The organism is Corynebacterium sp. TAE3-ERU2 (genome assembly GCF_019209955.1).
GTDB lineage: Bacteria > Actinomycetota > Actinomycetes > Mycobacteriales > Mycobacteriaceae > Corynebacterium > Corynebacterium megadyptis.
Genome location: NZ_JAHUTL010000006.1, coordinates 225,816 through 245,598 on the forward strand (window position 1 = coordinate 225,816; position 19,783 = coordinate 245,598).

Sequence of the window (19,783 nt, forward strand, 5' to 3'; positions counted from 1 at the left end):
GTGACCATCGCTAGGCTGACTGCGGAGTTATCGGAGGACGAAGAGCAGCGTCTCGACGAGGTACGCCGGCAATGCTTGGCCCTCCACGACACAATGCGAGAGCTTGCAGACCGGCCTCCGGTGACACGGCTGTGGGACGGGAACTTCGCCGGCGGAATCGTGGTGCACGGCGAGATCGAGCAGCACTGGCCTGAGCCGTACAACGAGAGGGCTGTTGGCGAGCTGGTTTTACCAGCTGATCACGGTCTCGCTCAGTGGGTACTGAACAATCGCACTCGCGGTGCGGAGAACGTCTTTGCCACAGTGGATCAGGGACGGTGGCGCTGGTCGGGGATTCTCACTGAGTATCAGGTCACTGTAGATGACAAGGGCCAGCAGCGGTGTGTGCTGACCTTTGAACATGACATCTACCAGTTAGAGAAGATTGTGTGTTGGCCGAACCCGTTTATGCCTGCTTCCGGGCCACAGTTCCCGAAGGTGTGGCCATGGATCGGGCCAAGCGTCTACGGGCTGAAGCTTATGCTGTTTGTCAATCTGCTCCGCTACTCCGGTAATCTCTGGCAGCTCCCCGACAACCCGTTAGACCCCACTACATGGACAGAAGGGCTTAAGCCATGGACGTGGCCGATCATGGTCAAGCCATCGAGCCTGCTTCTCGACGGCTCGGAGTGGGCAGCCTTTGATGCCCGCATGGACAGCTGGCTGGAGGTCGCTACTCCGATTCTCGAGGACTGCCAGCTGATGGTCCAGACCCGCCGGTGGCTCGACGGGGACCCGCCACCGTGGGAAGGTGCGCTTGTCAGCCATGGCCAGCTCATCGTGGACATAGTGGACAAATCTGGGGTGTGGGATCAAACCTCCCTTGGCGGCACTCTCGCCGGCGGACTTGTTCGAACTGTCACGAGCCACGCTGACAACCTTGTAGACGAGGTAGTCAACACCGTCACGTACCCGAAAGAACCAGCCGAATACACGGTGTCCAGATTCTTCGGCACTCACCCATCCCAGCCGTGGGTGATCTACCGCGATGGAGAGCACACCAATATCAAAGCATCGAACTTCACCCACCGCATGGCAGGCCCCGTGCAGATAACTGCCGGCGGCAAATCCGCGCCGGGAGTGAATGAAGCTCAGTCGCTAGCGATCCAGCTCACGGGCAATATCCTTGGCTCAATCTTCCGGCTGGATACATTGGGCACGATTGTGGATACGGCGGTGAAGCCACTGTATGAGGATGTGTGGGCGGCGTTTATGTCGTTTAAATCGCCGCTTCGTACTGCGCGGCAAGGCCGGTTTTATCTGCACGAGGAGTTCGTTCCTGGGGCGGATCAGGCATACATGCTTTCGAGTGTGCTCGCGTTTCGGCGCGGGTTCTTTGATACCCGTGAGGTGAGCACGTTCGAGCTGGAGGTAGGTAATGGCGCCCCGTATTTCGTGGGCTGGCATTTCGGTCTGGGAGACCGCATTGCTGCTACCAACCGGTTCCACGGAGAGCGGCTGTTTGTGGAGCAGGTGCGGCGTTTAGAGCTGCACATCACTCGGGACTATCAGGGGTTCAAGATTGTCTGCGGAGACCCGCGCGCTACCGAGTTTCCGTGGGATCGCGGTTTGCGCAAGATTCAACGCGTGACGGGGCTGTTGCGGCGTCTCGCGGTTCTGTAGAAGGAGGCTTCGTGTTTCAACCAATCATGCAGTCGGACTGCGATCCGACTGATCCAGCCCAGGCTGCAGCGTGGGCGATACAGTTCATCCCGCGTCCTGTGGGTGAGCCGGTGATGATTCAGCCGCAGTTCACCCCGTTCTTTTCCCAGCTTTTACATGATCTGGGTTTTAGGCATCATCCCGAGCTACAGGTGAAGAAGCAGACCACGGATGGACGCGGTTGGGTAGATATCGACGATAGTGAAGGGGGCGACGATGACGGCACCGGATAAGCCTCAAGCCCCATCGGGCTGGTTGACCAGTGGGGCCCAAGCTCGATCGCTTCAAACCATGACCGACGAGTCTGCGAAATCCGCGATTCGCGCTCCCCTCGAATCGGCGTTTACCCAAGCCCGGTCAGCGTTAAAGCAGAACCTGCTCGGGGGGATCGCTGCCGCTCTACGTGGCGTGGTTAACCCCGGATTCGAAGATATCGCGGCGGCCTACTCGGATGGGCAAGCAGAGCTGAACGATCGCTACGATCTGCTCAGCCCCATCCAGGACTACGGATCGGTGTTTATGCCCAGCGGCCGTGAGCTTGTGTCGGCCCAAATCCTGCCGTTTACGCAGCAGCTTGGGCCGATGCGTAATTGCTCTACCTTCAACGGTGGGCTGAAGCTACACGATGTAGGACTGTGGGACATTCGGGCGCAGATAACCGTCTCGTGGGTGAGGCTACTGACTAGTGACGTCAGCTGGGCGGTAACAGTTTACCGCCCTAACGGGCAAGTGTTCTCTGAACAGAAATCCGAAATGTCCGGAACCGGCGCGCTATCGGGAACGATCATCTCATCTGTGGTCGTCGAGGAGCCGGGCTGCTACGTGCAAGTACGCATTGATTCAATCGCTACCGGTCGAGGTATCCTTGGCGGCCCTCGCTGGACACGGCTAACTGCGCAGCACATATCCCGTGAGGTGACCGGCCCGTGGGGCGCAGGTAATGAACGTTCAGACGAGCTAGGGGAAGCATAATGACGATCCTTGTATGCGATTTTCGATCTGTGCTCGGCGCCGGAGTGAACGGAACAGTAACTATTGAATCAGCTGTCTCGCGTCCGGCGCACGCGATTCCAGGCGCCGTCATCACACAGGTCAGAGAGGAGCACGCTCTCACTGAGGGACAGTGCGTAATCACTGATATTGATCCAGGCCCTGTGATCCTCGAGCTCGCTGGCGATGACGTGTTCAAGCAGTGGGAGATCAACGTTCCGGAGAATGGTCGGCACCAATTCTCGGAAATGCTCGAGCAGCAAGTGCAATGGACACCTGCAGTGGTATCCCGCGTTGCCGCTCTTGTCGCGGAAGCATCACGATCGGCAACCACTGCCGGCAAAGCAGCGTCCGCAGCTACCCAAGCTGAGAAGCGAGTCGCCGAAGTAGTCGCCGACGGTGCAGGGGCGCTGCGCATCGAGATAGCCGGCTCGCTACGCGAGGTAGACGAGCGCCTATCCGCAGCCACGCGCATGAGGGACCAAGCACAAAGCTCGGCCGAAGAAGCCGAGCGCCACGCCAGTCGAGCAAATGCTGCCGTGACTCGAGCTGCAGAGGAAGCCACCACGGCCGTCTCGCCCCTGGTAGAGCAATCCCGTAGCGACCGAGCGGCCGTGGAAGCCTCAGCTGAGCGAGTGGATGCGGCAGCTATCGCCGCCGCAGCCGATGCTACCGCAGCGGAGGAGGCAAGAGACGAGGCTAATGCTGCTGCGAGGCGCGCCGGGTATTCGGAACAAGCAGCGGATCGGCATCGCGCCCGAGCGATGGAGTCTGCGGATGCTGCAGAGGAGTCAGAGCGGAGCGCGTCCGGTGCTGAGTCACGGGCCGTAGATGCCCGTGACGCCGCCGAGGAGGCTGCGCGCCGGGCTGAACGCCGTGCCGATACCGTTGATGTGCATGAGGCAAATGCCGAGCATTTGGGGTTGGTGAGACTAGCCGGCGATCTTGCAGGAACCGCCGATGAACCAACCGTTCCTCGACTCGCTGAGCTAGATGGTAAGGCGCCGATCTCTCACGGGCATGCGGTCTCTGAAGTAGAGGGGCTAGCGGCAGCTTTGGCTGAGCGGGCGCTTCGTGAGCACACGCATTCTACCTCGCAGATAAACGGTCTGGATGAAGCTCTAGCCGGCAAGGCCGCCACTGGCCATAAGCACGGTATGTCGGATGTGAATGGGTTATCGGAGGCTATTGCTGGTCGCGCCGCGCGAGTACATACCCATCCCACCTCGCAGATCATAGGGCTAGATACAGCCTTGGATGGTAAGGCGGAGGTAAAGCATACGCATCTCAGCTCCGAGATATCGGATGCGTCCTCGGCTGTCAGTCCCGAGGGCAACGGCAGTCTGTTGCGGGTGAGGAAGTACCAGGGCACTGGCTATTTAGATGTCGAGCGCGATGGCTGTCTGTGGATCAAGGACGGGGGCAGGCTCGTAGTGAACGGGGGCGCTTCGGTGAAGCTGCTGTACGCTCCCCAATCTGGCGTCGATGTTGCTAATAAACGCTACGTGGACGAGGCAGTGTCAGCGGCCCCGTGGCGTACAGACGGTGTCAGCCTACGAGACGATGGAAGCATCTCGGTCGGATCGGGTGGCGCGATGAAGTTTAAATGGCGTGTCGACCGGGGGGCGTTCACGGTCTTCTACTACATCAGGTGGGGGTCGCGGCCGCGCTCTAGCGGTGGAGCTTTGCGTCTTCGGCTTCCGGTAGCCGCTCCAGCAGATCAGGCGATCACCGGTACTGGCACTTACTACTGCTCGCAGGAGCAGTGGGTGATGGACGCGATACCAGAGGTAAAGCAAAACGCGGATACCGCGTACTTTTGGGTGCCGCTGAATGGAGCTGACTCCACGCGCCGGGTGATGCGTATCTGGGATGGAACGACCACTGCGGGGACCGGTGTGCCGCAGAATCCCGGCTTTCAGATTGATGCACCGTACTCGACGCTGCAGGGCATGATTACGTTCCCGGTATAGAAAGGGCATGACGATGACGGAGCTTGACTGTGATGTGCGAACAATTCTTGGGCGCGCGGTGGCCGGCGAGGTGGTGATCCGCGTACCAGAGGTGCGGGGGCAGGCTGGTGGGTCTGGCGTCGTGGTGCCTGTGCGGGACTCGGTGCCGCTGGAGGAGGGGAGGTGTGTGCTGCATGGAGTGCAGCCTGGGCCAGCTGTGGTGGAGGTACACGGCGAGGGAGTGTATGTGACGTGGCAGGTTCAAGTCCCATTGTCTGGCACGCATGCCTTATCTGAGTTGCTCGCATTCCCACCGCCGTCGCACGCGACGTTGTGGATGGGCAGGCTACAGCAGCTAGAGGGTCGTGTAGCCGCACTTGAGAAGATCAAAGGAGAGTAAATGGATATCGATGTGAGCCAGTTGAGCTATGAGCAGCTCGTGGAACTCAGCGGCGCCGTCGCTACAGAGTTCCGCAGGCGTGATGCTGAGCCGTTCGTGGAGGAGGCGAAAAAGAGCATTGTAGATGAGTTGTGGGTGACTCATCCGGATTTGCGGCCGCAGTTCACTACGGAGTGGGGTGATGAAGGAATGATACCGCCAGAGTGGGTGAGACCAGCCTCGATTGCGCAGGGATACCCAATTGGGGCCGTGGTGACGCACGCCGGCGAGGCGTGGATTTCAGAGAAAGCACTCAATACTGATGTCCCGGAAGACGGCGACAGTTGGGCTCGGCGAGATGCGCTGCCGAGCCCTGGCTCCGAGACCGTCCCTGAAGGTCCTCCTACCGGTGGTGATGGGCCGGCCCCAGTGGATGATCCGTATTGGTTGCCTGAGACGACTCCTACCGGTGGCGATGGGCCGGCCCCAGTGGATGGGCCCTACCGGCTGCCAGAGTCTCGTCCAGAAGATTTCTAAACCCCGCCATAGGGCGGGGTTTTTGCATGAAAGGAGTATTTGTTCATGGCTATTACTAAGCCGAGTCCTGGTCGCCGGGGCGATCCTGTGTGGCTGCCAGAAGTGCTGCGTCTATGGGGTGTGACTGTGAAGGAGTTACCCGGCTGGCGTGATCGTGGCCAGGGGGACTTCGACGACATCGTGGGCGTGATGTGTCATCACACTGGGTCTGCGACGACGCCGCCTTCTTTGATCGCGAATGGGCATTCCGCGCTGCGTGGTCTGTTATCGCAAATTCACCTCTCGCCTGATGGCGTGGCCACGATATGCGGTGCGGGTATCGCCTACCACGCTGGTGCCGCCGATCCAGGGCGTGGCGGAGTTGCGGGCGAAGGGTATGTGCGTCGTCGGTCGGTATCAGGTGTGCAGGGATACACAAGTGGTAACGCCAAGCTGATTGGCATCGAGGCGCAGCACGCCGGTACGCACTGGAATTGGCCGGAGCCGCAGCTACGGGCATATGCCCTGTGCTGTGCGGCTATCTGCTGGTACCTAGGGCTGCCGGTGAAGGCAGTCATGGGGCACAAGGAATATGCGCCGTCGCGCAAGATTGATCCCACGATTTCGATGGAGGGTTTCCGCCGGCGTGTGGCTGAGCTGTTGGCGAATCCGCCGGCGGCTGTACGTAATGCGGGGCGTCCGAGTCCCGCTCCTGTTGAGAAGAAGGAGAAGGCTGTGACAACTCTCGATACTGTCCGGAAGTCGCAGGTCAAAGGTTCGATGTACGAGGCACCACTTGCCGACTACATCATGCACATTGACAACGCCACGTTCGAAACCCGTGCACTCGCCAAGGACATTGGTGAGCAGCTGACAGCTTTGTCGAAGGCAATGAGGGCTCTAGATGATCGCGTGACTGCTGTGGATACGAAGCTGCAGGAACTGTTCGATAAGGAAAAGAAGGAGAAGTAAGAAAATGTTTACAAAGGTTTTTTGGATGGACGCGACTGAGCGTGCCATCAAGACTTTCGCCCAGGCACTGATCGCAACGCTGGCGGTGGGCACCCCTATCCTCGAGTTGGATTGGGGACAGGCGGTCGGCATTGCGGCTACAGCTACGGTGGTTTCGCTGTTGACCTCGATCGCGTCTACCGGTACTGGTCAGGATGGCACGGCTTCGTTGGTGTCCGCTACTGGTAGCTATGACTACCAGGGCGACCACCGTGTCTGACCGGCTGCGGTCCTTCCGCTCTAGGCAGGTGGGGCTGGCGATTTTGGCGTTCGCCGCTGTTCTGCGGGCGCTCTCCTATGCGCCATGGGTAGTGAACCAAGACCGAAAACCGGCCCACACCTTGGAGGCTCTATTGGCGCCCGGAGCGTGGTCCGTGGTGTGGGCTGCGATCGCGGTGTTGCTTCTCATGGCTATGTTTGTGCGCCGGCTGATTCCTATAGCGGTGGCTGCGGTCGTCGGTGTTCACGTCGCGTGGTGTTTATCGTTTACGTGGCAGACGCTATCGGGGGAGTCTGACAGAGCGTGGGTGACAGCTATCTCGTACGGATCGATCGGCCTATTAGTGATGTGGGCGTTTTCGAGGCCCTATCCACGAGTAGCGCCGAGGAGAGGTGAGATAGAGGAATGGGGCTGATCGAGAGTCTATCCATGCTTGGCGTCGGGTCTGTACTGGTAGCCCTGATCACGTGGGCATCATCGCGCACTACTGCACGATCGGAGCGTGAGTCGAAAGAGATCGAGGCTCGCGGCCCAGAGTGGCAGGCCTACAGCGCAGAAATCCGAGAGTGGGTGAAGATGCAGCTTGCCGAGCAAGATAAAAAGATCAGCGCATTAGAGAAACAGGTAGCGAAGCTGCAGCTACGCGCCGATGAGTGGAAGACTAAGTATCTAGCCGCATTGCATCACATCCGACAATGGCGCTGCACGTTTCCGGCGGGAATGGTTGGCCCTGATCGGCTCGAGATACCGCCAGAGATTGCCAATGACTTGGAATAACGAAATCAACGCCCCCTTTGGGTGCCTCGAGTAGGTGCCCAAAGGGGGCGTTTTTTGTGTTTTCCTCCAGCATTCATCCAGCTCACCATCCCCACGCGATCCCCATGCGCCCTAGCGGGATTTTCTATATATGCTGGTAAACCCATTATTACGTAGACCCCCGGCAGCTCCACTAACAGCATTTCCCCTAGTAGTTTTCTACTAGGGGTTTTGTTGTGTTTACGCTGGTTGAGGGCGTGCTAGCTTTATGGCACCAACGTTGTCGACTGTGGTGCAGTTCAGGCCCGCGCCTCCCCTGTGAAGGCGAGAAGCTGAGAAAGGAGGGTGGTGGTGGATTTCCCGACGTTCAAAAGCCGCGAAGACGTCTACGAGTTCATCGTCGCGTCGGGGCCCTCTATACCTGATTGGGTCATGGAGCAAGTTCAGAAAGAGGAAAAATACAGTGAGTATGGATACGCAATAGCGCACTACATGCTTGCGGCCCAGCACTTCGGGATGGACGATTGGGCGCCCTATACCGTGCAGGAGAATATTGAGTTATTCATCGACGATGACGGCCTCGACATCCTCACTGAAATCCTCTCGGTTGATCCAGACACCGTGGAGGTGCTCTAGCCCAACCGACCTTCTACGCCACGTTCTTTGTGGGTGGTGATGGCGGATTCCTGGTTGGTTGATGCTGAGCGTGCTTCCCAAGGTGGACACTAGCCCTGCATTATGCGTCATCGAGGAATCGCTGTGTGGGGATTGTGTTATTCCCGCTGTGGCTACTCCTAAGTGCAGTCATGGATAACGATTCAGTCGGCTACGTTCCCTAGAACACAGATCAGGTATTCGACAGCTGCGCCGCGAGCGGTGCTGGTGTCGAGACCTCGGGCGAGGCGGAGATGTCTGTCGAACAGCTGCGCCAAGAGCTAGAGACGATGCGCAGAATTCGTGGCGTGTGCAGCGGCTGCGCGGCCCCCTGGTGTGGCGTCATGAGGACTGCGCCTCGGGTTTGTGTGTTGAAAAAAGAAAGTGCTGTGCCAACGAAAAGCGCAGACCACTACAGAAAGTCACTGCCATCCGCTAAGAACTGTGAATAACTCGCCGCGTCACGGCAGAAACTACTGTGTTTCTCTATATTCCTCGATATTCTTTCCACACTGGCCGCCGTGAGTGGAATAAGTGCACTGTGACTGAGGCAAGTGCATATAACCCTATTCGAATGCCGTTCTTTCGTGAGCTGCCCCGTACTCGGCGGGATATGCGAACGGTGAAAAGGCGGCGCAGTGGGCAGCGAACGTAGCGCCGAGATCGGCCGCTCCCCGCGCACGGGCCCTCAGTGCTAGAGCTGGGCGCGCTCTAGTCAAACTCGAGGGCGTAATCCTTGGGGGAGGTAATCGGCAGCAGCTTTTGGAAAATGAAGGTGAAAAGCAGCGAGAGCGCAATGGGGGCCACAAGGAAGATGAGGAGCACGGTCGCGAGAGGGCTGCCGGTGTTATAGGCGGCGAGTGGGCCCACCGCACCGGTGATGCCGAAACCGGCGGAGATGGGGGTGCCCGCAATACCGGCCGCGCCTCCGATAGCGCCCAATACGGCAGCGTGGGCGAGAATCGGAATCATCATCACGGGCCGTTTGAAGGCGTTGGCCATCTGCATCTTCGGAGAACCCAGTAGGTGCAGAATCGCGGTGCTGAAGTTATTTGCCTTCCATCCGGCGACCATGAGGCCGAAGCCGGCTGCAACAACGCCGAGGTTCGCCGTGCCGGCGGCGACGCCATCCATCATGATTGCCGTGGCCAAGCCCACCGTGGAGACAGGGGAGACGATCAGGGCGGCAAAGATCATGGCGAGCACAATGCCCATGAGGATCGGTTGTAGCCCCGTGGTGCCATTGATGAGGCCGCCGAGCCATTCGGTGAAGATTTTGACCAGGGGGTAGGTGACGATCCAGCCAATTCCGCCGGCAATCACCGTCACCAGGGTGGACATCAGCAAGATGGTGTAGGACTTCAGCCGGTCGCCGATGAGATAGATCAAGCCGATGGCCAGCGCGGCGGTCAGGCCGGTGTTGATCACCAGGCCGGTGCCTTGGAGGTGAAAACCGCCCTCGGGATCCACGGTGGCGACGCCCGAACCGCACATGGCGGCAATGCCCACTGCCGCGGTCTGGATGGGGGTGAGCTTGAATTGCATCGCCACCAGCACGCCGATCAGCACCGGCAGCGTGGATGTCGCCATGCTCACCACGGTGATGATCTGTGCGCCAAAGGGAAAGACCGGGAGAAGCGCTGTCAATAATGCGCCCAGAAGGGCTTGGGGAACGAGGGCCACAACGACGGCGATGGAGATGCCATTGAGCACCTTGAGGGTGAACTCCCATGCAGTCATGCGCGGCGGAACCGTGGAGGGGTCCGGATTACTCACTGGTTCATTGACGGCCAGGGGGCCGTCGGGAACCTCATCCGGCTGAGATTGAGTCTGATTGGTTGCTGCGTGGCGCTCGTTCTTAGTCACATATGATGACTCAACCAAATACGTGGGTGCAGCCCAAATTTCGCCCCACGCGGAGGGGTAGCTGAGCGTCGCCAAGAGTGGCTGCTACCTCGCTGTATTCCGATGATGTCAGGGTTGGTAGATGCCACCCACAAGTAATTTTGTGCATATATCAACAAATATGCAAAGCATTAATGAAAATGAATGAATCCTCCAGTTCTGGAACTAAATTATGGAACTCAGGGAACTTTTCATGCAGCGTTTCCGACAACTGAAAGCGAACCCATGTGAGAAGTCAAGGAGAACGTATGCCCGAAAAGTCACAAACACGTTCTCGGCGTAAAAGTGGATTAGGCGCATTGGTGCGTCGAATCCACTTCTATGCCGGAATGTTTATCGGACCATTTCTATTCGTTGCGGCAGTAAGTGGTGCACTTTATGCTGTGGCGCCATCAATGGAATCGGTTGTATATCGAGATATTCTGCGTGCACCGGAATCCAACACCTCTGTTTCGCTCGAGGAGCAAGTGCGGGCCGCCCACGACGAGCACCCTGATCTGCCCATTGCGCAGATTTGGCCCTCCTCGGAGCCGGGAGAAACGACGCGCGTGCTGCTCAGCGATGAGTCAGTGGGGGAGAAGCGTTTGCGTAGCGTCTTTGTGGACCCCGCCACCGCACAGGTCGTGGGAGATGAACCCACCTATTCCGGGCTCGGCGAGCTGCCAATGCGTTTCTGGATTTCGAGTCTGCACGAGAACCTGCATCTCGGGGACCCGGGCGCGCTCTACTCGGAGATGGCGGCGTCATGGATGTGGTTCGTGGCACTCGGCGGCGCGTATCTCTGGTGGCGACGGACTCGGAGCGTCAGTGGCTCGCTGCGCGGTATCGCGAATACGACTCCCGGTAGCCGGAAGCGCATGATGAACTGGCATGGCGTCGCTGGGGCGTGGCTGCTCGTGGCGATGATCGGGCTGTCTATCACGGGTATCACCTGGTCTAATGTGGCTGGCCAGAATGTCTCCGCCACGGTGACGGCGCTGAATTGGAAGGCCGAGCCGATCGCCACAGAACTAGCCGGCAGCGCCGCAGGAAGCGCGGAGCCGCTGGAGGCGGAAACGATCGCGGCACAGTCGGATCGGGTGCTGGCCACTGCCCGCGAGGAGGGGCTCACGGGATCCCTCCGCCTCTTCCCCGGCGAGGACACCGCGACTGCGTGGCAGGCCAGCGAGCGCTGGGTGCCCTATCGCCTCGGTAGCGACGCGGTCTCTATCGATGGGGCGAATGGCGAGGTTGTCGACAGGCTGCCCTTTGCGGAGCTGCCGGTATTTTCCAAGCTGACGTCCTGGGGCATTTATATGCACATGGGCATCATGTTCGGCCTGCCGCTGCAGATCCTGCTGTGTGTGGCCGCGCTCGCGATGGCGGGCCTGGTGGTGACGGGCTATGTGCTGTGGTGGAAGCGGCGCCCAACCGTGGGCGCGCCGGCTGGAGTGCCGGGACCGCGGGGTCAGCTCAGCGGCATGGACTGGGCGATTATCGCCATCTTCCTCGCCACCGTGGGAACCTTCCTGCCGCTGTTCGGGGCAAGCCTGTTGGCCATGCTCATCGTGGATCGGATCCTCGTGCGGCGTGCCCAGCGCAGCAAGCACCGCAGTAACCGCGCCGCTGAGAGCGCCACGCCCCGCGATCGCGAACCGGTGGTCGCCGCGGCTGCGCCCTAGGCGAGTACCGCGCCGCCATCAACCGGCAGGATAGCGCCGGTGACAAAGGAGGCCTCCGAAGACAGCAGCCAGGCCGTCGCGGCGGCAATGTCTGAGGGGGCGCCGAAGCGGCCCAGCGGCACCTGGGCTCGCTGCTCCTCCTTCAGCTTTTCAGGCAGGGTGTCGAGGGCGGCGGTGGCGATGGGGCCAGGCGCCACGCCGTTGATGCGAATGCCGGAGGACGCATAGTCCAGCGCCGCGGTCTCAGTGAGGCCGACCACGCCGTGCTTGGCCGCAATATAGGGGGAAAGATGCGTGCTGGCCTGCAGCCCGCCGATGGAGATGATGTTCACGATCGCCCCGGCCCCGACTGAGGCGAAGTGCTGCAGCTGGGCGCGCATCCCAAAGAAGGTGCCGCGCAGGGTGACATCGATAGCGCGATTGAAGGTGGCGGTGTCGATCTCTCCGAGTGGTGCGGGCGGGGCACCGAGGCCGGCATTGTTCACCGCGGCGTCTAGGCGGCCATAGGTATCCACGGCGCTGGCCACGAGGGCGTCATTGTCCTCGGGGCTGCCGGCGTCGACATGCACCCATGTGGCAGTGCCGCCGGCGTCGGTGATCTCCTGCACGGTCGCGGCCGCCGCCTCGTCATTAATATCCGAGACCACCACCGCGTAGCCCTCGCGGCCCAGCCGGGTGGCGATGGCTCGGCCGATTCCCTCCCCAGCGCCGGTGATCGCGACCACGGGGGCATCGATGGGATTAGTAGGCATAAGATTCCTCCAATACTGGACTGTGCTCGTTCTGCCCCGAGATTAGGCGCAGTGGCAGGGTGGGTGCAGATTTATGCTTATCGACGCCGTCATGAAGCAATTCCGCCCCACTGCCGCAGGCGGCTACCATGAGACGGGGTGGATGCGCGTGCACGACCACCACGATGAGTATCCTTCCCCCTTCTACCCGCATATATAAGGAGCCCGCCGCGTGCTCGAAGCCTTGACCTTTGCTTTCGTCGATTCGATTAACGTGCTCCTCATCGGGGTGATTGCCGCTATCGGGGTGAGTTTGCCGGCTCGGGATCGGCTCTATCCTCGGGTGGCGGCGTTGCTTATTGTCGGCGACTGGCTCGGGGTATTTTCTCTGGCGCTGGTGACGCTCTTTGTGTTCGATGGCATCGGTGATGCCGTCAAGCACTTCGTGGACTCCCCGTGGTTCGGCGCGCTGCTCATCGCTGCCGGCCTCTTGATTGGGCTCATGGCGCTGCGGGGCGGCTCCAACTCCCAGTTGATCGACCGTATCCTGCGCCCCTTGCAGCGGCCCTCGGCGTTGACGATGCTGACTGGTTTCATCCTCGGGCTGGCGCAGTCCGCCACCTCGGGGCCCTTTTTCGGCGGGCTGGCGGTGCTCTCTGCGGAGGGATTGACGGATATCGACCGCTATCTCGGCCTAGTGTTTTATGCCTCGGTGGCGCTGAGCCTGCCCACCCTATCGGCGATCGCGGTGGGGCTGGTGCGCAACCGGCCACGCTCCACCCTCGGATCCGCGGTGCTGTATGCCCGCGAGCACCCAGAGAAGGTGGCCCGCAACGCCAGCTATGTGGTGGCGGCATTATTGGTGGTACTCGGCCTGATCTATACCTTCTAGCCGGCTGACTGCCTAAAGATGCCGCACAAAAAAGCGCCCCGCCGCGGCGGCTTCCCTCGATCGGAAGCGCCTGCGGCGGGGCGTTGAGTATTGGTACAGCTAGGCGTTCACGCGGGCCTCGCTGCGAGCCTCGGCCCGGCTCATCGAGCGATCGCTGATGATATAGACCGCAAGGGCAATGGCAGAGAGCAGCACCAGCAGCCACAGCACCGAGGAGTAGGTGGCGTCGGGGCCGTCGCCACCAAAGAAGCGCACGTCCATCTCCACGAGCTTGGCCGAGTAGGCAATGCCCAGCGGGACGGCGATATTGATGGTGAGGTTGTAGAAGCCGATGGCGATACCCGTCTTGGCGGCGGGGATGGTGCGCACCGCCGAATTAACCAGCGGGGCGTACATCACGGCGAAACCTGCCGAGAACAGAATCATGGCCAGAGACAGCACCCACAGGTTGGTGTTGATCAACACGGCGGTCAGCACCAGCGACAGGATGATCATGCTGATGGCGGTGATGATGGCCTGGCGGGAATTGAGCACCTTCGCCACCTGGCCGGAGAGCGCACCCACCACGGCACCGGCGGCATAGCCCGGGGCCAGCACCAGCGAGGCCTGGGCGAGATCGCCGCCGTGGACGTTTTCCACCGCGCCGGGAATCACAATCACCGACAGCCCCAGCTGGGTGGAGTAGAGGATGAGCACGATCACCAGTGCCCACACATAGCGGCCATTGTGGAAGAACTCGGGACGCACCACGGTGTTGCTATGGGTGCTGATATGCCAGATGAACAGGGCGATACCCGCCACGGTGAGCAGCAGCCAGCGGAGCTTGAAGTCCTGCATGTACAGCATCACGCTGGTGGCCACCACGGCCACGAGGAAGAGGCCAAAGATGTCCATATGTCCGCCTGCAGAGGCTTCCTCGGGCACCGTCTTGAGGATCACCGGAATCGCTAGCACGGCAATCAGGGCGATGAGGAACATCGCGGTCCACGAAATATAGGTGGCCACAAAACCACTGGTGAGCGTGCCGAATAGCAGGGCGAGCTGGAAGGCAGAGGTGGAAAAGCCCAGGTAGGTCTTTTGGTCTTTCTCGGAGAGGTGCTTCGTTACGTAGATAACGTAGAGCGTCTCCGCGGCCGCGAGACCGCAGGTTTGGATGATGCGACCGGTGAGCACCATCGGCCAATTGCCTTGGAAGAAAAAGCCCACCAGCGAGCCGATGGCCATGAGCACAATGCCCACGATCATGAGCTTGCGGATGCTGATCACATCGGCCAGCGCGGCGTAGACCACCGCGCCGATGCCGATCACGATGCCGGCCAGGCTGGCCTGCAAGGAGGCGGTATTAGTGGAGATGCCCAGATCCTGCGCGATCGGCAGCGTCATGAACTTAAAGCCATTATCGATCACCAGGCAGAACACGAAGCTGAGAAGCAGGATCGGTACGGCTGCCTTGGGGTTAATCGCGGGCGCAGTGCGGGCGGAGCTCGGTGCGGAGCTCGAAGAAGATGAGGTTGACATGGCCTCCACCAAGTAAAAAGGGGTGCGGAAAAGGGGTATCGGGGCAGGTCGATGCCCCTCGCCGCCGCGTTATGCGGAGACGAGGTGGGCGTCGACAAGCGAAAAGGGGCGAGCCGATTTAGACGGCGGCCAGCGGCAGCGCGAGCTCCATCATCGTGGTGAAGGCGGTCTGGCGCTCCTCGGCGGTGGTCTTTTCTCCGGTGACAATATTGTCGGAGACGGTGAACAGGCCCAGCGCCTCGGCGCCGGAGGCTGCGGCCACGGCGAACAGGCCCGCGGATTCCATCTCCACGCCGAGCACGCCCATGCGGGACCAGCGCTCATTCACGGTCTCATCGGCGTTGTAGAACACATCGGAGGAGAGGATATTGCCCACGTGGGTGGTCACGCCCTTGTTCTTGGCCTCCGTCTGCAGCGCCTCGAGCAGGCGGTAGGAGGACAGCGGGGCGAAGGTGCCGGGCAGGTTGTACTGGTACATGAAGTTCGAATCCGTGCAGGCACCCTGCGCCACCACGACCTCGTAGAGGCCGAGGTCCTTCTGCAGCGAGCCGCAGGAGCCGATGCGGATGATCTTCTTCACGTCATAGGTGTTGTACAGCTCCCAGGAGTACAGCGAAATCGAGGGAATGCCCATGCCGGAGCCCATGACGGAGACCTCGTGGCCCTGGTAGGTGCCGGTGAAGCCCAGCATGTTGCGGACCTCGTTGAAGCAGACCACATCCTCCAGATATGTCTCTGCGATGAACTTCGCGCGCAGCGGATCGCCGGGCATGAGTACGGTGTCCGCGATGGGGGCGCCCTTGGGGTTGATGTGGGGGGTAGCAATATCTGCCATGGTGAGAACTCCCTCGAGTTTGAAGGCTTATCGACGCCCACCTGCTGCATCCTGCACGGTGGCGCCGGAATGACATCCCCAAGGCTAAACCCGCCTAAGAACAAAAGTCAATGGCAGAATTTACATTTGTTCACGATCTGTGGGGTTTATCACCAACGCCCCCGCCATCACTAAGGATGACGAGGGCGGCGTTGAGTGAGTGAGACGGGATTAGCGCACCGGAACACCGGGGCCCAGCGGGATACCCAAGGCGTACCAGAGGATGAAGAAGAGGAACCAGCCCACGAGCATGACCAGCGAATAGGGGATAGCCAGGCTCATGAGGGTGCCCACGCCCGCCGGCTTGTAGTACTTCTGCAGGAAGGACAAAGCCAGTGCGAAATAGGGCGACATCGGGGTGATGATATTGGTGGGGGAATCGCCCACGCGGAAGAGCATCTGCGCCACCTCAGGCGAGATATTCACATACATCAGCATGGGCACAACCACTGGAGCCATCAGCGCCCACTGCGCGGAGCCGGAGGTGATGAAGATATTCAGCACCGCCACCATCAGCACCAACGCGCCAAAGAGCACCACCGGCGGCAGATCGGCGCTGGTGAGGAACTCCGCGCCCTTAATCGCCGTCCACTGGCCGATATTGGACCACTGGAAATAGGCGGTGAACTGCGAGACGGCGAAGAACAGCACCAGCATGGCGGTCAGCGTATCCAGGCCCTTTTCCATGAACTCCGGCACATCGCTCGAGCTGGTGATGGTGCCCATCACCTTGCCGTAGACCATGCCGATCACCGCGAAGAGCAGGGCAATCGAGACCACAATGTCGGTAAGCAGCGGGGAGTTCAAGATGCCATCGCCCTCGCCGCGCATCGGCGAGCCGGGAATGAACAGCAGGGCGAACCACGCGGCCATAAACAGCAGCGCGGCCCAGCCGGCGGCCTTCAGCGCTTTCACTTCCTGCGAGTGCACGGAGAGATCATCCTCCGAGCCCTCGTCCTCCAGGTGATCCGGGGTGTTGAAGCTGGCCTCGTCGTAGTTGATCTTGGACTCATCGACGGTCTTTCGCACATGCTTCGTCACGAATAGCTCCGTCACCGCGGTGATCAGCAGGGAAAGAACCACTGCCGAGGCCATCGAGAAGAAGTAGTTCGCCAGCGGCGAGACCACATACTCCGGGTCCACAAAAGCCGCGGCCTGGGTGGAGATACCCGCCAGCAGCACGTCGGTGATATTCAGAATCAGCGAAGAGTTGAAGCCGGCCGAGGATGCCGCGAAGGCCACCATGGCGCCCACGATCGGGTTGCGGCCCACCGCATTAAAGGAGGCGGCACCCAGCGGAATCAGGATCACATACACCGCATCCGAGGCGATCGAGCCGGTCACACCAGCCAAGGCCACCGCGAAGGTGAGCATGGCGGGATGACGCACCTGGGCAATCGCGGAACGGATCGCGGCCGAGATGAATCCCGAGTACTCCGCCACCGCGACACCCAACATGCACACCAGGATCAAACCCAGCGGGGCGAAGGACACGAAATTATCCACCGCGTCCGTGACCATCTTCTGCATGTACTCCGCGGTCATAAGATTGACCACGTCGATAGTCTCGCCGGAGCCGGGATCGGTGGCAGACATGCCAATCCGCGCCCCGATCCAGGAGCTTAAGATCACAATGCCCGACAGAATAACGAAGAGCCAGAAGGGGTTCGGCAGGGCATTGCCGACCCTTTCGATAGCTCCCAGCATGCCCGTGGACTCGCGTGCGGAGTCGCCGTCCGCGGGCTTATCAGCCACGGCCGTGGCTGTACTGTCGCCCTGGTGCTGCGACGCATTCTTTTCATTTTTCTCGAGGTTTTCGCTCATTGGCGCACCTTTCATGTACAGTCTCCGGCCTCTGAAGAAGAGAGGACGCGAGCTGCGGGTAGCAGACATAGGGCTATCCACCTAGGCCCCTGCCAAGCGGCGGTTCCAGCTGTGACACGCCTGAATATGCGGCAGGAATAGCCTAAGTTAGGGACCTACGCTAACAAATAGTGTCCTAGATCTCATAGCACCGCTCAGCGGTGCTGGGGCGATGCAGCGCTCGAGCGGCGAGAATCGTGCCGAGAAGCTGCGACGATAGGGCGGATTGCTTGGTAGGGTGGCGAGCATGAACTACCAAGAGAAGTCCGTGGTCAACCACAGCGCCGAGCATCCTGAACGGCGCGTCCTCGTGACAGGGGCTACGGGGTATGTGGGCGGTCGTCTTGTTCCCGAATTGCTCGCCGCCGGCTTTAACGTGCGCGTGACCTCCCGCAGCAAAAAGAGCCTCGCCCGCTTCGATTGGTACGAGGATGTCGAGGCCGTCGAGGTAGACCTCCAAGACCAGGAGAGTGTGCGCGCCGCCTGCGAAGACATCGACGTGCTCTTCTATCTTGTGCACTCCATGGGCGGAGAAGAGCAGGATTTCGAAGAGGTGGAAAAGATCGTAGCCACTGCGGTGGCCACCGCCGCCAGCGACGCCGGGGTCAGCCAGATCATCTATCTCTCTGGGCTGTATCCGCAGGATGTGCCACTGGAGGAACTATCCAAGCACATGCGCTCCCGCGAGCGCGTGGCGCAGATCCTGCTGGAATCTCCCACCCCGACCATCGTCTATCGCGCCGCCACTCTCATTGGTTCCGGTTCCGCTTCCTTCGAGATCATCCGCCATCTCGTCGAGCGGCTGCCGCTGATGGTGGCGCCCAGATGGATCACCAACAAGATTGAGCCGATCTCTATTCGCGACACCTTGTACTACCTGGTGCGCGCCGCTGATCTCGAGCAATCAGCGAACCGCGGTTATGACATCGGCTGCGGCACCACCTATGAGTTCGCGGATTTGCTGCGCCACTACGCCACGGTGCGCGGGTTGAAGCGCTGGATTGTCGGCATGCCGGTTTCGCTGCCCATGGACAAGCTCTCGGGCATGTGGATCGGGCTGGTCACGCCCGTACCGGAGGGGCTGGCCATTCCGCTGGCCCAATCCATGCAGGAAGACGCCGTCACCGCAGAACACGATATTGCCGAGCTCATCCCGGATCCCGATGGTGGCCTCAGCGATTACCGCACCGCGGTTAGCCGTGCCATCACCAAGGACACGGAGGGTGGGGTAGACACCTCTTGGGATAGCAGCTGGAAACACGCCGGTACCGCCTCCAGCACCATAACGGGAGATAGCGGCGATCCGGCTGCCTCCCAGAGCAATGACCCCGCCTGGGCTGGCTCGGATATCTACCGCGACGTCCGTGTCCGCCGCACCCCCGTGGAGATCGAGAAGGTCTGGCCCGTCCTGGAAAGGATCGGCGGACACACCGGCTGGTACTCCGCCACGATCCTGTGGCAGATCCGCGGATTCATCGACAAGCTCATCGGCGGCCCCGGTCTCGGCGGCCGGCGCGACCCGCGCCACCTCGAAGTCAATGACCGACTCGATTGGTGGCGGGTCGAAGACATCGACCGCCCGCACAAGCTGGTGCTGCGGGCAGAGATGAAACTCTCCGGTGAGGCCTGGCTGGTCATGGAACTCAAGGAGGTCGAAGACGAGGAGGGTAACCGCACCGAATACACCCAAACCGCGCTCTATCAGCCCAAGGGCCTGCTCGGACGGGCCTATTGGTGGGCGGTGGCCCCCTTCCACTTCTTCGTCTTCCCCCTGATGGCCCGCAATATCCTCGACGAAGCCGCCTCGACTACCTAGCCCCAGCGTTGTTTAGCTAGCGTTCACCTCCCAGCACCGCGCTTTTATAGCCTGCTCTGGGAGGTGTTTTTGTGTGTTGTGCTGGGGTTTTGGTGTTGGGTGGGGGTTGTGTGTAGTGTTTTCGGAGTCAGCGAGGCAGTCGGCGCGGTTGTGTTGGTTGTTTTGTTGGTGGTGAAGGTTTAACTGAGTGTTGTTCGGTTGTTGGTTTGACTGTTACGGCGCTTGTGTATTAAGCTTTCGACACGCTGCTTGATGGCACTGCTTGTGTGTGGTGTTTGATGGTGTGCGGATGTTGTTTGAGAACTCGATAGTGTGCCAGCTTTGTTTTGTTGATGTGTGCTGCT

19 protein-coding genes are annotated in these 19,783 nt (G+C 60.4%); 13 read left to right on the forward strand and 6 right to left on the reverse strand.

Annotated features, from left to right (window positions below; all coding sequences use genetic code 11):
- From KRX12_RS09860 to KRX12_RS09900, 9 genes are all read left to right on the forward strand, one after another.
- Complete coding sequence (locus tag KRX12_RS09860) at positions 1 to 1,662, forward strand: phage tail protein (RefSeq protein WP_218366507.1); 1,662 nt, start codon at positions 1 to 3, stop codon at positions 1,660 to 1,662.
- Between the two features lie 11 nt (positions 1,663 to 1,673).
- Positions 1,674 to 1,934: a DUF2744 domain-containing protein gene (locus KRX12_RS09865; protein WP_218366508.1), complete on the forward strand. Its 261-nt coding sequence runs from the start codon at positions 1,674 to 1,676 to the stop codon at positions 1,932 to 1,934.
- Between the two features lie 58 nt (positions 1,935 to 1,992).
- Positions 1,993 to 2,673 carry a hypothetical protein gene (locus tag KRX12_RS09870; protein ID WP_218366509.1) on the forward strand — a complete coding sequence of 227 codons (681 nt, stop codon included), beginning with the start codon at positions 1,993 to 1,995 and terminating at the stop codon, positions 2,671 to 2,673.
- Entirely contained in the window at positions 2,673 to 4,664 is a 1,992-nt protein-coding gene (locus KRX12_RS09875; RefSeq protein ID WP_218366510.1) for a hypothetical protein, read from the forward strand. The genes KRX12_RS09870 and KRX12_RS09875 overlap by 1 nt, the downstream gene beginning before the upstream one ends.
- A gap of 379 nt (positions 4,665 to 5,043) precedes the next feature.
- Positions 5,044 to 5,559: a hypothetical protein gene (locus KRX12_RS09880; RefSeq protein WP_218366511.1), complete on the forward strand. Its 516-nt coding sequence runs from the start codon at positions 5,044 to 5,046 to the stop codon at positions 5,557 to 5,559.
- A gap of 45 nt (positions 5,560 to 5,604) precedes the next feature.
- The gene (locus KRX12_RS09885; protein ID WP_218366512.1) at positions 5,605 to 6,510 is read left to right on the forward strand and encodes an N-acetylmuramoyl-L-alanine amidase; all 906 of its coding nucleotides are present in this window, start codon (positions 5,605 to 5,607) and stop codon (positions 6,508 to 6,510) included.
- 4 nt (positions 6,511 to 6,514) lie between these two features.
- Complete coding sequence (locus KRX12_RS09890; protein ID WP_218366513.1) at positions 6,515 to 6,769, forward strand: holin; 255 nt, start codon at positions 6,515 to 6,517, stop codon at positions 6,767 to 6,769.
- Positions 6,770 to 7,174: 405 nt separating this feature from the next.
- Positions 7,175 to 7,546, forward strand: a complete 372-nt coding sequence (locus KRX12_RS09895) for a hypothetical protein (protein WP_218366514.1) — start codon at positions 7,175 to 7,177, stop codon at positions 7,544 to 7,546.
- A 330-nt stretch (positions 7,547 to 7,876) separates the two neighbouring features.
- Positions 7,877 to 8,161, forward strand: coding sequence for a hypothetical protein (locus tag KRX12_RS09900; RefSeq protein WP_218366515.1), 285 nt, complete (start codon positions 7,877 to 7,879; stop codon positions 8,159 to 8,161).
- A gap of 211 nt (positions 8,162 to 8,372) precedes the next feature.
- Here the strand turns inward: KRX12_RS09900 and KRX12_RS09905 are convergent, their stop codons facing one another.
- The gene (locus KRX12_RS09905; protein WP_218366516.1) at positions 8,373 to 8,525 is read right to left on the reverse strand and encodes a hypothetical protein; all 153 of its coding nucleotides are present in this window, start codon (positions 8,523 to 8,525) and stop codon (positions 8,373 to 8,375) included.
- Between the two features lie 365 nt (positions 8,526 to 8,890).
- Positions 8,891 to 9,919: a PTS sugar transporter subunit IIC gene (locus KRX12_RS09910; RefSeq protein WP_151530442.1), complete on the reverse strand. Its 1,029-nt coding sequence runs from the start codon at positions 9,917 to 9,919 to the stop codon at positions 8,891 to 8,893.
- A gap of 494 nt (positions 9,920 to 10,413) precedes the next feature.
- On the opposite strand from KRX12_RS09910, the gene KRX12_RS09915 reads away from it, so the two are divergent.
- The gene (locus KRX12_RS09915) at positions 10,414 to 11,745 is read left to right on the forward strand and encodes a PepSY-associated TM helix domain-containing protein (protein WP_370625582.1); all 1,332 of its coding nucleotides are present in this window, start codon (positions 10,414 to 10,416) and stop codon (positions 11,743 to 11,745) included.
- Here KRX12_RS09915 and KRX12_RS09920 read toward each other — a convergent pair.
- Positions 11,742 to 12,497 (reverse strand): SDR family NAD(P)-dependent oxidoreductase, encoded by a 756-nt coding sequence (locus KRX12_RS09920; protein ID WP_218366518.1) that lies wholly within the window; start codon positions 12,495 to 12,497, stop codon positions 11,742 to 11,744. The two genes, KRX12_RS09915 and KRX12_RS09920, sit on opposite strands and share 4 nt — an antisense overlap.
- A 73-nt stretch (positions 12,498 to 12,570) precedes the next feature.
- Between KRX12_RS09920 and KRX12_RS10940 the strand changes: the two genes are divergently transcribed.
- The gene (locus KRX12_RS10940; RefSeq protein WP_255550202.1) at positions 12,571 to 12,696 is read left to right on the forward strand and encodes a hypothetical protein; all 126 of its coding nucleotides are present in this window, start codon (positions 12,571 to 12,573) and stop codon (positions 12,694 to 12,696) included.
- A gap of 12 nt (positions 12,697 to 12,708) precedes the next feature.
- The gene (locus KRX12_RS09925; protein ID WP_218366519.1) at positions 12,709 to 13,368 is read left to right on the forward strand and encodes a hypothetical protein; all 660 of its coding nucleotides are present in this window, start codon (positions 12,709 to 12,711) and stop codon (positions 13,366 to 13,368) included.
- Between the two features lie 99 nt (positions 13,369 to 13,467).
- Here KRX12_RS09925 and KRX12_RS09930 read toward each other — a convergent pair whose 3' ends face one another.
- The 3 genes from KRX12_RS09930 to KRX12_RS09940 form a co-directional block, all read right to left on the reverse strand.
- Positions 13,468 to 14,886: an MFS transporter gene (locus KRX12_RS09930; RefSeq protein ID WP_218366520.1), complete on the reverse strand. Its 1,419-nt coding sequence runs from the start codon at positions 14,884 to 14,886 to the stop codon at positions 13,468 to 13,470.
- A 118-nt stretch (positions 14,887 to 15,004) separates the two neighbouring features.
- On the reverse strand, positions 15,005 to 15,721 hold the full coding sequence (gene deoD, locus KRX12_RS09935; RefSeq protein ID WP_218366521.1) for a purine-nucleoside phosphorylase: 717 nt from the start codon (positions 15,719 to 15,721) through the stop codon (positions 15,005 to 15,007).
- Between the two features lie 210 nt (positions 15,722 to 15,931).
- Complete coding sequence (locus KRX12_RS09940; RefSeq protein WP_255549296.1) at positions 15,932 to 17,467, reverse strand: AbgT family transporter; 1,536 nt, start codon at positions 17,465 to 17,467, stop codon at positions 15,932 to 15,934.
- A 403-nt stretch (positions 17,468 to 17,870) separates the two neighbouring features.
- On the opposite strand from KRX12_RS09940, the gene KRX12_RS09945 reads away from it, so the two are divergent.
- Positions 17,871 to 19,439, forward strand: a complete 1,569-nt coding sequence (locus KRX12_RS09945; RefSeq protein WP_218366522.1) for an SDR family oxidoreductase — start codon at positions 17,871 to 17,873, stop codon at positions 19,437 to 19,439.
- The last annotated feature ends 344 nt before the right edge of the window (positions 19,440 to 19,783 follow it).

Excerpts from the sequence above, each read along its gene's own strand:
- KRX12_RS09870 (WP_218366509.1), top strand. The coding sequence starts at position 1,993 with ATGACCGACGAGTCTGCGAAATCCGCGATTCGCGCTCCCCTCGAATCG.
- KRX12_RS09875 (WP_218366510.1), top strand. The coding sequence starts at position 2,673 with ATGACGATCCTTGTATGCGATTTTCGATCTGTGCTCGGCGCCGGAGTG.
- KRX12_RS09880 (WP_218366511.1), top strand. The coding sequence starts at position 5,044 with ATGGATATCGATGTGAGCCAGTTGAGCTATGAGCAGCTCGTGGAACTC.
- KRX12_RS09885 (WP_218366512.1), top strand. The coding sequence starts at position 5,605 with ATGGCTATTACTAAGCCGAGTCCTGGTCGCCGGGGCGATCCTGTGTGG.
- KRX12_RS09890 (WP_218366513.1), top strand. The coding sequence starts at position 6,515 with ATGTTTACAAAGGTTTTTTGGATGGACGCGACTGAGCGTGCCATCAAG.
- KRX12_RS09895 (WP_218366514.1), top strand. The coding sequence starts at position 7,175 with ATGGGGCTGATCGAGAGTCTATCCATGCTTGGCGTCGGGTCTGTACTG.
- KRX12_RS09905 (WP_218366516.1), bottom strand. The coding sequence starts at position 8,525 with ATGACGCCACACCAGGGGGCCGCGCAGCCGCTGCACACGCCACGAATT.
- KRX12_RS09910 (WP_151530442.1), bottom strand. The coding sequence starts at position 9,919 with ATGACTGCATGGGAGTTCACCCTCAAGGTGCTCAATGGCATCTCCATC.
- KRX12_RS09915 (WP_370625582.1), top strand. The coding sequence starts at position 10,414 with ATGTTTATCGGACCATTTCTATTCGTTGCGGCAGTAAGTGGTGCACTT.
- KRX12_RS09920 (WP_218366518.1), bottom strand. The coding sequence starts at position 12,497 with ATGCCTACTAATCCCATCGATGCCCCCGTGGTCGCGATCACCGGCGCT.
- KRX12_RS10940 (WP_255550202.1), top strand. The coding sequence starts at position 12,571 with ATGCTTATCGACGCCGTCATGAAGCAATTCCGCCCCACTGCCGCAGGC.
- KRX12_RS09930 (WP_218366520.1), bottom strand. The coding sequence starts at position 14,886 with ATGTCAACCTCATCTTCTTCGAGCTCCGCACCGAGCTCCGCCCGCACT.
- deoD (WP_218366521.1), bottom strand. The coding sequence starts at position 15,721 with ATGGCAGATATTGCTACCCCCCACATCAACCCCAAGGGCGCCCCCATC.
- KRX12_RS09940 (WP_255549296.1), bottom strand. The coding sequence starts at position 17,467 with ATGCTGGGAGCTATCGAAAGGGTCGGCAATGCCCTGCCGAACCCCTTC.
- KRX12_RS09945 (WP_218366522.1), top strand. The coding sequence starts at position 17,871 with ATGAACTACCAAGAGAAGTCCGTGGTCAACCACAGCGCCGAGCATCCT.